Here is a 12,900-nt window from a genome sequence, read left to right as displayed (position 1 = left end):
CGCGACCAAAAGCACGGTCGGCTGTTTGGTATCGGCGAACTGTTTGTCGCTCAAATCCTTCTTGAAGTGAATCAGTCGGCAGAACGGTTTAGTCTCTTCAACCAGCTCGAATACGCCAACCTGCTTGCCTTCAACCGCAACGCTTTTGATGCCGAACTCCGGCTTTTCGTAATCCTTGCCAAGGCGATAAACCAATTCGTAGCCAGCGGCAATACGCTGCGCGAATGGCGTGTGGGCCAGTGGAGACACCGGATTGGTGAACAATTTGGCGGACGCTTCCGCCCATTGGATAAGGGGGCTTAAAAACGTGCGATTAAGTTCATGAAATTGGTAAAGCATATTGCCCTCTATCAAGTAATCCAAGTCGCAGGGTATTGTCCTGACAAACCTGTTTTGCTGCAATGCATCAAATGCAATTTTTCAATAGTTTCCCGAAATAATCACTGAGTCGCTCATGCACTTTGTTGTATCCGTTTGTAATGGCTTATGATGCAATTGTTGAGCAATATCAATATTATTCCCTAGCAACATATCACGAAAGTCGTTAAATCACTCGTGATTGGTCGAAAACTAAACTTGAATACGAGATGGATGCAACTTCCTTGACTTGCAAGATACTGCATATCTTGTAGTTTTGTTTAGATCAAACAATAAACAAGAAATTAATCCATCGAAAATTCTGTTGCTACTCGTCTGGTCTTTCCATGAGGCGAGCATAAAGCGTGCCTAGACATGAAAACCCAGTTTTATGGCAGTGCAGAATGATTTTCTTTTAACTGTCAGGCCGCTTTGTAAAACTTACGCGTGTATGCGGCAAGGGGTACGCAGAGAAAAATTCCAGTTTTAATTAGTGCTTCTGAACCACTCTGCCAATCGTGGGAGCCGGTTTTTCTTTGCAAACGGGACGGAATCTTCGGCTTTTTGCGCTCGTGCGAGGTTTTGATTGATGAGCCGAAAATCCTGATATTTGAATCAGCTAAATGAAATTGAGAGGCGCTGGGGAAATCCGGCCAAGCAAACTTGCAGATATGTGGGCGGGTTGGGTGGACAGGGGTGTTGCAGAGAATCAGACACTTGTCACTCAAGGGTCTGCAATGGGGAGGCCTCAGGGGATGCAACTGCTTACTGCTGCAACGATGGCAGCCACATTAGGCGCCACCGTTGAGAAATTGAATTATTTGACGAGTTGGTCGAGCTTGTCTTTTACGTCTTTCCAGTCATCAGCATCCGGCAGGGCGGCCTTTGTCTTGGTAATTGAAGGCCACGCACGGGCTAGCTCGACGTTCAGTTTGATGAAATGCTGCTGATCCGCTGGCACATCCTCTTCCGCAAAGATGGCGTTGACCGGGCACTCGGCCACGCAGACGGCGCAGTCGATGCATTCATCCGGATCGATCGCGAGGAAATTGGGGCCTTCGCGAAAGCAATCCACCGGGCATACATCCACACAATCGGTATAACGACACCGGATGCACGATTCGGTCACAACGTGGGTCATAACAATCCTATCTGTAAATTTTCCTGAAATTGGATGAAGGCTGAAAAAGCGGTGCTAGGCGTGTTCGGCACGGCGGATCGCCTTGGTTGAAAGTCCACCGATGCAACTCTTCGCAAAGCCTTGTATTTTAAGATAATTCAGTCTTTCTAACAAACCAGATTTATACAGATTGCGAATAAGCAAATATGAAGAATGGATCAAGCAGAAGCGAAAGGTTGAGTCCTGAAGTTGTTGCCCGCTTGGCGGAATTGCGTATTTCTACGGAGAAGAGCACTTTGGAAGCAGGCTAAAATAGCCGCCGATTTTAAAAATAACGCAAGGGACATCAAGTGCACGCAAAAATCTTGGCCGGCATGGCAGGAATGGTTCCGATCGTTTCATACGCTGCCGAATTGGATGGGGGCCAATTGTCCGTCTGGTGGGCGATCCCGTTCGCGGGTCTGCTGCTGTCGATTGCGTTTTTGCCCTTGTTCGCACCTTACTTCTGGCACCACCATTTTGGCAAAATTTCACTCGCCTGGGCGCTTTCCTTCCTTCTTCCCTGCGCCGCAGTGTTTGGCATCGCTGCCGCAGCCAGCGGCGCCGCGCATGCGTTCATCGCGGAATACATCCCGTTCATCATCTTGCTGACGTCTCTTTTCGTGGTGGCGGGAGGCATCTGCGTGCAAGGCAACTTGCGGGGCACGCCATTGGTCAACACCGGACTGCTGGCCCTCGGCACGGTGCTGGCAAGTTTCATGGGTACCACGGGCGCATCCATGCTGATGATCCGGCCGCTGATTCGCGCCAACGATAACCGCAAACATGCGGTACACATCGTGGTGTTCTTCATTTTCCTTGTGGCGAACGCCGGCGGCTCGCTGACCCCGCTCGGCGATCCGCCGCTGTTTCTCGGCTTCCTCAAAGGAATTGATTTCTTTTGGACCATGAAGCATATGTTTTGGCAGGCACTGTTTTTGTGTGGGGCCCTGCTTGTCATTTTTTACGTGCTCGATAATTTCTACTATCGTCATCGCGAGGAGCAATTGCCACCGGCCATGGATCCAACGCCCGAGTCGTCCCTCAGCATCGAAGGCAAGGTCAACTTTCTTTTCCTGGCGGCGATTGTCGGACTCGTATTGATGAGCGGCTTCTGGAAGTCCGGCATCACATTCCCGGTGTTCGGCACCGACGTGGAATTGCAGAACCTGATGCGCGACGTTCTACTCATCGCCGTCACCCTCGCCTCGCTCGCGCTGACACCCCGTTCGGCACGCAGCGGCAATGATTTTTCGTGGGGTCCGATGCAGGAAGTCGCGAAATTGTTTGCAGGCATTTTCATCACCATCATTCCCGTCATCGCGATGCTGCGTGCCGGCGAATCCGGTGCGTTCTCCGCAGTGGTCCGCGCCGTCACCGGCAACGACGGGCAGCCGATCGACGCCATGTATTTCTGGGCAACCGGCATACTGTCTTCCTTTCTCGATAATGCACCGACCTACCTGGTGTTTTTCAATACCGCCGGCGGCGATCCTGCGACACTCATGACGACGCTCGCATCGACGCTGGCCGCAATTTCCTGCGGTGCGGTATTCATGGGCGCCAACAGTTATATCGGGAACGCGCCCAACCTGATGGTGAAGGCAATCGCTGAAGATCGCGGCATCAGGATGCCGTCGTTCTTCGGTTACATGGCATGGTCGTGTATCGTGCTGGTGCCGCTTTTCATCGCCATGACATTCCTATTCTTCCGTTGAGGATGCAATGACCAAACCCAAAATCCTAGTGACACGTGCAATCTTCCCCGACGTGATCGAGCGTCTATCCGAGAAATTCGATGTCGAGTCCAATCAGGACGACAAGATCATGTCGTCGGACGAACTGACGCAAAAGCTGCAGGGCAAGGATGCGGTATTCACTACCCCGAGCGAGCGGATTTCCGCCGAGGTGATCGCTGCAGCGCCGGGACTGAAAGCCATCTGCAACATGGCGGTCGGTTACAACAACATCGACGTCGATGCCGCGACCAGGGCCGGAGTCATCGTTACCAACACTCCGGATGTGCTGAATGAAACGACCGCGGACTTCGCCTGGGCCTTGTTGATGGCGACGGCCCGCCGAGTGACCGAATCGGAGCATTGGCTGCGCGCCGGTCAGTGGAAGAAATGGCGCTTCGATACTTTCATGGGGGCGGACGTGCATGGATCAACACTCGGTATCATCGGCATGGGCCGCATCGGCCAGGCGGTCGCGCGCCGGTCGATGGGCTTCAACATGAAGGTCATTTACCACAACCGCTCCCGCCTCGCGCCGGAGACCGAGGCGTATGCGAACAACGCGCGGCACGTTGGCAAGGAAGAGCTGCTGCGGACTGCGGACCATGTGGTGCTGGTACTGCCGTATTCGCCACAGTCTCATCACACGATAGGTGCCGCCGAACTGGCGCAGATGAAGCCGACTGCGACGCTGGTGAATATCGCGCGGGGAGGGATCGTCGATGATGCTGCACTGATCGATGCCCTGGGCACCGGCCGGATCGCTGCTGCCGGCCTGGACGTGTTCGAGAATGAACCGGCCTTCAATCCTGGCTTTTTGTCGCTGAAAAATGTGGTGCTGACGCCGCACATCGGCAGCGCCTCGGAACCAACTCGTCGCGCAATGGCAAACTGCGCGGCCGATAACCTGATTGCCGCGTTGACGGGCGGGACGCCGCCGAATATCCTTAACCCCGGCGTCAACTCCAGGAAATAAAGCAATGGCCGATATCATCGTTTGCCAAACACACAAGCTGCCCCGCAATATGGCAAAGGCCGCCGCTCAGAAAGTGGCGGACCAGATGTCTCAGGAATACGATATGGCATCCGAATGGGATGGCGATGTGCTGGTGTTCAAGCGCACCGGTGTGTCCGGCACGCTTGCTTTGCTCGACAATGAAGCGCAGCTTCAGATAAAACTTGGATTTCTGTTCAAGGGCTTTGCGTCAACCATCGAATCCAAGGTCACCGAGAAAATGAAGAGGGTTTTCAGCAGCAAAGTTTGACGAAGGCGCCGTTTGACGCAGGCACAGCCGTCGGGTTTTATCCCTTGAGTTCGGTGATGAGATCGACGTATTGCTGCATTGCCTCGTCCTTCGACGTGCCCTTCAGCGCATCCCATGCATCCCATTTCGCACGGCCGACCATATCGGTAAATCCCGGCCGTGTTCCCTGCACGTCACCTTCGCTTGCCTGCTTGTACAGCGCATAGATCTTCAACAGCGTCATGTTGTCGGGTCGTTCGGGCAGACTCTTCGAGTCGGCCAATGCTTGGTCGAATTGGGCTTGCAGGCTCATGGTGTTCTCCGTTAGATGAAAATAATGGGCTGTAATATCGCCCATTGCAAAGACGGCGCTCAAAATAACATAGAAGAAACAGCCACTAAAGCAAACATTTAGAGGAGTGACTCGATGACAGCCGACGACGTGCTGGCGCTGCCTCGGGAGAAAGCGTCTAATGTCGACAGCGTATGGCTGCGACGGAGTCGGACTGCAATGTGATTGTTCGGCTATAACCGCAGCGCGCAGCTGTGAAACCCAGCCGATGACGCAATCACGCCGGATCCGCATGAGATCATCCGGCGGTTTGCAACGGAGTTCGGGAAACCGGTGTGGCCGGCGTTGATGCGCGGGTGGCAGGAGTGCTCAGTCGGAATCGGAACCGACCACTGCACCACCAACGGCAACCGCGCCTTTCGCAACCGTCGTCGCGGCGCCTACCGCAACCGAGCCCGCTGCGACCCCGACGCTTACCGCGGTACCGGCAACCGACACGGCGGTGGTCGCAACGGACACCACGGCGCAACCCGAAACGGCCAAACAAAACGCGCCACAGGCGCAAGTGGCGAACAACTTTTTGAAATGCATGAAGTACGGATCCGGTGTATCGCCGCGCGATGTGCGCGGCATGGGTTGAACGTAGTATTGCCATGCCGCCGTCAAGCCATGCGTTGCAACCGCGCAGGGCAAACCGCTTTTCAAACGGCAGGACTTCTGTTCATCCTCTACCGGTCAGGGCACGGACATCAGGAAGCCGACAGGAAATGATGTCGGTCTTCAAGATGCCGTAAGGAAAGAGTATTTAAACGCCTAAAAGTTCCACTTCGAAGATCAAGGTGGCGTTCGGAGGAATGACGCCGCCGGCGCCGCGTGCGCCATAGCCTAGCGAGGAAGGAATAATCAACTTGCGCACGCCGCCGACTTTCATGCCTTGCACGCCTTCGTCCCATCCTTTGATCACATGGCCGGCGCCGAGCGGAAAGTCGAAAGGCTCATTACGGTCCTTGCTCGAATCGAACTTGCGACCGGCGCTGCCGTCCGGGTTTTGCAGCCAGCCGGTGTAGTGCACCGTGACTTGGCCGCCAGCCTTGGCCTCGTCGCCAGAACCGACGGAGATTTCTTCGTATTGCAGCCCGGAAGCTGTCGTAGTAGTGGACATGCTGGTTCCTTTCATGAGTGGTCGAGTGGCGGGATTGTAGCAGTTGCAAGCACCTGTCCTGCTTCGGTTCAGAGAATGGTGATCCGCTGCGCGCGGATGAGCACGGTGTCCTGTCGGAATCGCGATTCCAGCGATGCGCGGTAGGATCGCCACCAGTCGTGATCGAGGGATTCGCTCATGACTTCGTGAATCACGAGATCATCCTGTACGGTATCCTGCTCGTGGTCCTGCCATAAGCCCTTGGCCGGCGCACGGGTGTGAACGGTCAACCCGCCGAAGCGTTCGACCAGCTCGTCACGGATGGACAGGAAAAGCGCCTTTGGAAAAGCATTCTTGTCGTTGTCGTACAGGGGCAGAAAAAGTTGAATTAAATACATGGTTGTCCAGTCATTACATAACGAATTCATGACAATGGATGGCAACTGACGCCGGTTAGTTGCGTGGAAGCGTGGCCTGTAACATAACGTTTTGCGGTGGATAAGATGCAAAGCAAGCTCCGTGGACTGCCTTGGTTTTCGAGCAAGAATATTTTTGGGAGAGGGTATCGATGAACCGTTCGGTAATGGTCGCCTTCGGCAATGCCGTATGGTCACAACTGCATATACGCCTGTTACTGCTTACCGTGCTTCCATTCGTGCTGTCGCTGGTGCTGTGGGGCGTTGTCCTCTGGCTTGGGCTGCAGCCGCTGGTCGACTGGTTGCAAGCGTTTTTCACTGAGAACAACCATTTCCCGTTCGCCAAGGAGACGATGGAATCGTTGGGGCTTGGTGCCTTATACGTCGTGGTCGTGCCTTTGATCGCGATGTGGGTGCTGCTTCCGTTGATGATTCTCACCGCGCTGGTGTTCGTCGGCACGACGGCGATGCCGATCATCGTCCGTCATGTGGCCAAGCGCCGCCATCCATCCCTGGAAATGCGCCATGGCGGCAACCTGCTGGGAACCTTGTGGCTTTCCACCTATTCGTTCGTGATATTCGCCGTGCTGTGGATCGTAACGCTGCCGCTCTCCGCAATACCGCCGCTGACCTTCATCATCCAGCCCATCCTGTGGGGATGGCTGACTTATAAAGTGATGGCCTACGATGCGCTGGCCGAACACGCGACCCGGGAAGAATACCGGATTATCACGCGGCGGCACCGGTGGCCGCTGTTGCTGATCGGCGCGATCACGGGCGCCTTGGGCGCCGCGCCGACATTGCTGTGGCTCGGCGGCGCGCTGTCGGTGATTTTCTTTCCGCTGCTTGCTGGCGGTGCGATCTGGCTTTATGTGCTGGTCTTTGTATTTACCGGACTCTGGTTCACGCATTATTGCCTTGATGCCCTGGCGGAATATCGGCGGACACAGACGGCCACGCCATTGCCGGGAGTGCTGAAGGACATCAACTGACGCAGTGCTGCCGGCATTTGCGGCCTCGGGCATAATTGCCGCTTCCTTATTTATCCGGCGGATCGCACCCATGGCTATCGGACTCATCATCATCGGCGATGAAATTCTTTCCGGAAAGCGCACTGACAAGCATTTCCCCAAGGTCGTCGAATTGCTGGCGGCGCGTGGTCTGCAATTGTCCTGGGCCGAGTACCTTGGCGATGATCGTGCACGCATCACGGCGACGCTGCAGCGTACTTTCTCCGGTGACGACATCGTCTTCTCCTGCGGCGGGATAGGCGCCACGCCCGATGACCATACGCGGCAATGCGCGGCGGCGGCGCTGAACGTGCCGCTGGTCCTGCATCCACAGGCGAAACTGAAGATCGAAGAGCGTATTGCCGACGTCGCGCGCGAGGCGGGCAGAGAGCCGGAATATGATGTGCCGGAGAATCTGCACAGATTGAAGATGGGGGAATTTCCGCAAGGCGCGGAGATCATCCCGAATCCCTATAACAAGATTCCCGGCTTCTCCGTCCGAAACGGCAACGGCGGGGCGCATTATTTCGTTCCGGGCTTCCCGGTAATGGCATGGCCGATGATCGAGTGGGTGCTCGATACGCATTACTCACACCTGTTCGGCAAGACCGCCTGGTCGGAAAAATCGGTGCTCGTCTACGAGCAGGCCGAGTCCACGCTGACGCCACTGATGGAGCGGCTGGAGTCGAACTTCGCTTCAGTGAAGGTATTCAGTCTGCCGAGCGTCGGCGATGCGGCGACGCGCCGGCATATCGAACTCGGCGTCAAAGGCGATCCGGTGCAGGTCGACGCGGCATTCGGCGAGATGCTGGCCGCGCTCGACGCCTTGCATGCCGAATACCAGATGCATGTTCAGTAATCCGGCATGCATGTCTGGCTCATGACTCCATTAGTCCCTGCTTGCGGATGAAGTCGACCACTTGCTGCACGCCGTCGCCGCTGCGCAGGTTGGTGAAGATGAACGGCCGGTCGCCGCGCATTCTTTTCGCATCCTGCGCCATCACATCGAGGTTGGCGCCGACATAGGGGGCGAGATCCGTCTTGTTGATGATCAGCAGGTCCGAGCGGGTGATGCCCGGGCCGCCCTTGCGCGGAATCTTCTCGCCCCCCGCGACGTCGATGACGTAGATCGTCAGATCGGATAATTCCGGGCTGAAGGTCGCCGCCAGGTTGTCGCCGCCGGACTCCACCAGGATCAGGTCGAGATCCGGGAAATCGGCGCTCATGCGGGAGATGGCTTCGAGGTTGATCGAGGCATCCTCGCGGATCGCGGTATGCGGGCAGCCGCCGGTTTCCACGCCCATCAGCCGCTCCGCCGGCAAGGCGTCGGCGCGCAGCAGGATCTCCATGTCTTCCTTGGTGTAAATGTCGTTGGTGATGACGGCCATGTTGTAATGGTCGCGCATCGCCTTGCACAGCATTTCGCACAATGCCGTCTTGCCGGAACCGACTGGTCCGCCAATGCCGACGCGCAGGGGATTGGAAGCAGTTGTCATGTTTTTCAATATCTACCAATAAAAAGTTGATTCAATCATGTGCCGTGATCTGAGCCTGCCGCCCGAGCATCAGGAGCGGTACAGGCGGCTGTATTGCACTTCATGTTGCATTGACAGCAGCGACAGGCCGGGCGACCAATTGCAGAGTTCGTCATCCGCAAGTCGCTGTGCCTGCAGGCTTGCCGCTTCCAGTTCCGGCCGCAGCGACAACAGCAATCGCTGGCCCGATACCTGCCCGAGCGGCACCGACTTCACGCACACCAGCACCTGGTTCTCCGCCCAGGAAAACAGCATGCCGAGCAGCGCGGCGTCGTGCGGCACATCCAGCGCGACGGCAAGACACGCAAGCGCTGTCGGCAAGGGCACTTCGGTCTGCCGCAGCAGCAGGGGCAAGGCGTCGTGACCGGGCACCAGCTCCGCCGTGAGCTTGGAGAGCGAGTAGCCCATCTGGATGGTTTCCGCGCGAAATTCGGCCGTGTCGCGCGCGGCGATGAAGCGTTCCGTCCACGCGTCGACAGCCGCGGCGTCCCGTGCGTCGAAGGCCTTCAACAGCCGCCACAGGATAGGCGCCTCGAAGCGGGCTACCACCTGGTGCAGGGTATCGACGATCCAGCGCCGGGCGGACGCCTCGTCATGCACCATGCCGCGTTCCAGCGCTGCCTCCATGCCTTGCGAATAGCTGTAGGCGCCGATCGGCAGGGAAGGGCTGGCGAGCTGCAGGAGATGAAGCAGGGCGGCGGCATGCATGTTATTTGTCCGACGGGCGATGGATCTTCTGCCGCAGCGGAATCGGCGCCAGCGGATGATGGTCGTGATGATGATGGCCGCCGCCGTACGCGCCCGACTCCGGTTCGAACGGCGCCTCCTCCTCGGTGACTCGCGCCCCGAGGCCTTCCAGCATTTCCTTCAGCACGGCATCCTTGCGGATGCGCAGGAATCCGGAGCCGGCGTCGCCACCGACCTGCGCCTGGGTATGGCGGTTGCCGAGGTGGAAGGCGCAGCGCAGGAGGTCGCGTGGCGTGGCGCACTCGACGCGATAGGTGGCCTCTTTCGCGGCAATGATTTTCACCACGCGTCCATCGTCGCCCCTGAGCAGGTCGCCGTCGCGCAGCACCGTGCCGCGCACGGTAAATACGGCGACTTCCTCGTCGGACGTCAGGCGGGCGCGCAGCCGGCTTTTCTCGCGCAGGTCGAACGGGAGGACGAGTTCGCCGTCGATGTTTTCGGCGGACGTGAGTTTGGTATTGAGTGTCAGCATCGTGAGAATGGGCAAATCAAAACAGGAAATATCGCTGCGCCATCGGCAGCACCTTCGCGGGCTCGCACACCAGCAGCTCGCCGTTGGCGCGGACCTCGTAGGTTTCGGGATTAACCTCCATCTTCGGTGTCAGGCCGTTGTGGATCATGTCGCTCTTGCGCAGCGCGCGGACATTTTTTATCGGAATGAGTGTCTTGTTGAGCTTCAGCGCATCACCGATGCCGTCGTCGTAGGCGGCTTGCGATACGAAGGTGAACGAGGTTTTCAGGCCGCCGCCGTAGGCGCCGAACATCATCCGGTAGTGAACCGGCTGCGGTGTCGGGATGGAGGCGTTCGGGTCGCCCATCTGGGCGGCGGCAATCATGCCGCTTTTCAGGATCATCGATGGCTTTACCCCGAAAAAGGCCGGCTTCCACAGCACGATATCGGCGATCTTGCCGACTTCCAGTGAACCGACGACATGGGAAATACCATGGGTGATCGCCGGATTGATCGTGTACTTGGCAATGTAGCGCTTTACCCTGAAATTATCGTTGCGGCTGGAATCCTCGCCGAGAGGGCCGCGCTGTACCTTCATCTTGTGCGCGGTCTGCCAGGTGCGCATGACGACTTCGCCGACCCGTCCCATTGCCTGGGAATCGGAGGACATCATGCTGATCGCGCCGATGTCGTGCAGGATATCCTCGGCGGCAATCGTCTCGCGGCGGATGCGCGATTCGGCAAACGCAATGTCTTCGGCGATTGCCGGATCGAGATGATGGCAGACCATGAGCATGTCGAGATGCTCGTCCAGCGTATTGACGGTGTAGGGGCGGGTCGGATTGGTCGATGACGGCAGGACGTTGCCATGCTCGATCGCGGCGATGATGTCCGGCGCGTGGCCGCCGCCTGCCCCTTCGGTATGGAAAGTATGGATGGTGCGATCCTTGAATGCGGCCAGGGTGTGTTCGAGAAAGCCGCCTTCGTTCAGCGTGTCGGTATGGATCGCCACCTGGATATCCATCCGGTCGGCGACCGACAGGCAATTGTCGATCGCGGCGGGCGTCGTGCCCCAGTCCTCGTGCAGCTTCAGGCCGATGACGCCTGCGCGCACCTGCTCCTCCAGCGGCCCCGGCAGGCTGACGTTGCCCTTGCCGAGAAAACCGAGGTTCATCGGAAAGGCATCCGCCGCCGACAGCATCGAATGGATATGCCACGGCCCCGGAGTGCAGGTCGTCGCCGCGGTGCCGACCGCCGGGCCGGTGCCCCCGCCCAGCATCGTGGTAACGCCGCTCATCAGCGCTTCCTCGATTTGCTGAGGGCAGATGAAATGGATGTGGGAATCGATGCCGCCGGCGGTGACGATCATGCCTTCGCCGGCGATGATTTCCGTTGCGCCGCCGATGGCCATGGTGACGTCCGGCTGTATGTCGGGGTTGCCTGCCTTGCCGATGGCGGCGATCCTGCCAGCCTTCAAGCCGATATCGGCTTTGACGATGCCCCAGTGATCGACGATCAATGCATTGGTGATGACGGTGTCCATCACGTCCTTGTGATTGCGTTGCGACTGGCCCATGCCGTCGCGGATCACCTTGCCGCCGCCGAATTTCACTTCCTCGCCGTAGGTGGTGAAATCCTTCTCCACTTCGATAAAGAGTTCCGTGTCTGCGAGCCGTACGCGGTCGCCGACAGTGGGGCCGAACATTTCGGCATAGGCTTGACGAGAGATTGTTGCCATGGCGATTCCCTTATTTGTTATGCAGTGATGTTCGGGCGACGAGCGATGCGGCGCCAATCAGTGACAGGCCGCTGGCGATGCCCAGGGTGCGGCGGGCCGCGGCGCCTTTGGTAATGCCTGCCATGCGCCAGCCGAGCAGGGAATAGGCAAGCAATACTGGATACTCCAGTGCGATTGCGCACAAGCCCAGCAGGAAAATTCGTTGCGGGGCGCCGTCAGCCGGGCCGGCGAAGGTGGGCAGCATCGCGCAGAAGAACAGCACCGATTTAGGATTGGCGCCTTGCAGCAGGAAGCTTCGCTTGAAAAGCGTGAACCAGGATGCGGGACGGCCCGGCATGGTTTCAACCGCGTTTTGCCGCAATGCCGAAACAATTGTACGAACGCCGATCCATACCAGGTAACCAGCGCCGCACCACTTGATGATGTCAAACAGCGACGGCGCAGCCAGGATCAGCGCGCTCAAGCCAAGCGCCGACATCATGCAATACATCGCGTTCGCGGCGAGGATGCCGAAAATGCTGGCCTGGGTACGGCGCCAGCCATTGCCGAGCGAATGACCTACCACCTGCAGGACAGCCGGGCCGGGAGTGATGTTGAGCAGGAAGTTCGTCGCGAGAAACGCGAGCAGCAGTGACAATTCCATCGATGCACTCCTTACAGCGCGCCCATGACCTTGGCGTTAAAGCCGTAAACCTTGCGGTCGCCCGCCAGCGCCACCAGTTCCACGGTGCGCTGCTGTCCGGGTTCGAAACGGACGGCGGTACCGGCGGCGATGTTCAGCCGCATGCCGTAGGCGGTCTGCCGGTCGAACTGCAAGGCGGGGTTAACTTCGAAAAAGTGAAAGTGCGAACCGACCTGGATGGGACGGTCGCCGCTGTTGGCGACTGTAATGGTTGCTGTTGCGCGACCAGCATTGAGTTCGATTTCGCCGGCTTCGATGTGCATTTCGCCTGGGATCATGGGTTCTCCGGAAGAAGAAGGGGTTTGTAGGGTTTTGGAATTGCTCTGCAGGTAAATCACTTGGCTGCCGATCTTACTGCTCTGTAAAGTCCCCTCCCCCTTGCAGGGGGAGGG

At 57.8% G+C, this 12,900-nt stretch carries 16 protein-coding genes and 1 pseudogene; 5 read left to right on the top strand and 12 right to left on the bottom strand.

Features of this window, described 5'->3' with window-relative positions:
• Both VGU61_RS07390 and fdxA read right to left on the bottom strand, forming a co-directional pair.
• A pseudogene (locus VGU61_RS07390) lies at positions 1 to 339 on the bottom strand (polyhydroxyalkanoate depolymerase); the annotation flags it as partial.
• Positions 340 to 1,174: 835 nt separating this feature from the next.
• The gene (gene fdxA, locus VGU61_RS07385; protein ID WP_326858464.1) at positions 1,175 to 1,498 is read right to left on the bottom strand and encodes a ferredoxin FdxA; all 324 of its coding nucleotides are present in this window, start codon (positions 1,496 to 1,498) and stop codon (positions 1,175 to 1,177) included.
• Positions 1,499 to 1,827: 329 nt separating this feature from the next.
• Here fdxA and VGU61_RS07380 point away from each other — a divergent pair, with 329 nt between their 5' ends.
• From VGU61_RS07380 to VGU61_RS07370, 3 genes are read left to right on the top strand one after another with little or no spacing between them, the layout of a single operon-like run.
• On the top strand, positions 1,828 to 3,234 hold the full coding sequence (locus VGU61_RS07380) for a sodium:proton antiporter (RefSeq protein WP_414691611.1): 1,407 nt from the start codon (positions 1,828 to 1,830) through the stop codon (positions 3,232 to 3,234).
• Between the two features lie 7 nt (positions 3,235 to 3,241).
• A complete protein-coding gene (locus VGU61_RS07375) occupies positions 3,242 to 4,228 on the top strand; it encodes a D-glycerate dehydrogenase (protein WP_326858463.1) in 987 nt (328 codons plus the stop codon).
• A 4-nt stretch (positions 4,229 to 4,232) separates the two neighbouring features.
• On the top strand, positions 4,233 to 4,517 hold the full coding sequence (locus tag VGU61_RS07370) for a polyhydroxyalkanoic acid system family protein (RefSeq protein WP_326858462.1): 285 nt from the start codon (positions 4,233 to 4,235) through the stop codon (positions 4,515 to 4,517).
• A 37-nt stretch (positions 4,518 to 4,554) separates the two neighbouring features.
• Here VGU61_RS07370 and VGU61_RS07365 read toward each other — a convergent pair whose 3' ends face one another.
• The 4 genes from VGU61_RS07365 to VGU61_RS07350 all read right to left on the bottom strand — a co-directional run bounded on the left by VGU61_RS07365 (position 4,555) and on the right by VGU61_RS07350 (position 6,327).
• Complete coding sequence (locus VGU61_RS07365) at positions 4,555 to 4,809, bottom strand: acyl-CoA-binding protein (RefSeq protein ID WP_326858461.1); 255 nt, start codon at positions 4,807 to 4,809, stop codon at positions 4,555 to 4,557.
• Between the two features lie 348 nt (positions 4,810 to 5,157).
• A complete protein-coding gene (locus VGU61_RS07360) occupies positions 5,158 to 5,421 on the bottom strand; it encodes a hypothetical protein (RefSeq protein WP_326858460.1) in 264 nt (87 codons plus the stop codon).
• A gap of 172 nt (positions 5,422 to 5,593) precedes the next feature.
• Positions 5,594 to 5,950 (bottom strand): FKBP-type peptidyl-prolyl cis-trans isomerase, encoded by a 357-nt coding sequence (locus VGU61_RS07355; RefSeq protein WP_326858459.1) that lies wholly within the window; start codon positions 5,948 to 5,950, stop codon positions 5,594 to 5,596.
• 68 nt (positions 5,951 to 6,018) lie between these two features.
• Entirely contained in the window at positions 6,019 to 6,327 is a 309-nt protein-coding gene (locus VGU61_RS07350; protein ID WP_326858458.1) for a hypothetical protein, read from the bottom strand.
• 170 nt (positions 6,328 to 6,497) lie between these two features.
• Here VGU61_RS07350 and VGU61_RS07345 point away from each other — a divergent pair, with 170 nt between their 5' ends.
• Together VGU61_RS07345 and VGU61_RS07340 are read left to right on the top strand one after the other, a co-directional pair.
• Positions 6,498 to 7,337: an EI24 domain-containing protein gene (locus tag VGU61_RS07345; RefSeq protein ID WP_326858457.1), complete on the top strand. Its 840-nt coding sequence runs from the start codon at positions 6,498 to 6,500 to the stop codon at positions 7,335 to 7,337.
• A gap of 70 nt (positions 7,338 to 7,407) precedes the next feature.
• On the top strand, positions 7,408 to 8,214 hold the full coding sequence (locus VGU61_RS07340; RefSeq protein ID WP_326858456.1) for a competence/damage-inducible protein A: 807 nt from the start codon (positions 7,408 to 7,410) through the stop codon (positions 8,212 to 8,214).
• 19 nt (positions 8,215 to 8,233) lie between these two features.
• Here the strand turns inward: VGU61_RS07340 and ureG are convergent, their stop codons facing one another.
• From ureG to VGU61_RS07310, 6 genes are all read right to left on the bottom strand, one after another.
• A complete protein-coding gene (gene ureG, locus VGU61_RS07335) occupies positions 8,234 to 8,851 on the bottom strand; it encodes an urease accessory protein UreG (protein ID WP_326858455.1) in 618 nt (205 codons plus the stop codon).
• 69 nt (positions 8,852 to 8,920) lie between these two features.
• On the bottom strand, positions 8,921 to 9,598 hold the full coding sequence (locus tag VGU61_RS07330) for an urease accessory protein UreF (protein ID WP_326858454.1): 678 nt from the start codon (positions 9,596 to 9,598) through the stop codon (positions 8,921 to 8,923).
• A 1-nt stretch (position 9,599) separates the two neighbouring features.
• A complete protein-coding gene (ureE, locus tag VGU61_RS07325; protein ID WP_326858466.1) occupies positions 9,600 to 10,109 on the bottom strand; it encodes an urease accessory protein UreE in 510 nt (169 codons plus the stop codon).
• 16 nt (positions 10,110 to 10,125) lie between these two features.
• Positions 10,126 to 11,826 carry an urease subunit alpha gene (ureC, locus tag VGU61_RS07320; RefSeq protein ID WP_326858453.1) on the bottom strand — a complete coding sequence of 567 codons (1,701 nt, stop codon included), beginning with the start codon at positions 11,824 to 11,826 and terminating at the stop codon, positions 10,126 to 10,128.
• 10 nt (positions 11,827 to 11,836) lie between these two features.
• Positions 11,837 to 12,469 carry a LysE family translocator gene (locus VGU61_RS07315; RefSeq protein WP_326858452.1) on the bottom strand — a complete coding sequence of 211 codons (633 nt, stop codon included), beginning with the start codon at positions 12,467 to 12,469 and terminating at the stop codon, positions 11,837 to 11,839.
• An 11-nt stretch (positions 12,470 to 12,480) separates the two neighbouring features.
• Entirely contained in the window at positions 12,481 to 12,786 is a 306-nt protein-coding gene (locus tag VGU61_RS07310) for an urease subunit beta (RefSeq protein ID WP_326858465.1), read from the bottom strand.
• Between the last annotated feature and the right edge of the window lie 114 nt (positions 12,787 to 12,900).

The organism is Noviherbaspirillum sp., from assembly GCF_035944575.1.
In the GTDB taxonomy this organism is placed as follows: domain Bacteria; phylum Pseudomonadota; class Gammaproteobacteria; order Burkholderiales; family Burkholderiaceae_D; genus Noviherbaspirillum.
The sequence above is the reverse complement of the archived record's forward strand: the minus strand, read 5'-3'. Positions and strand labels throughout refer to the sequence as shown.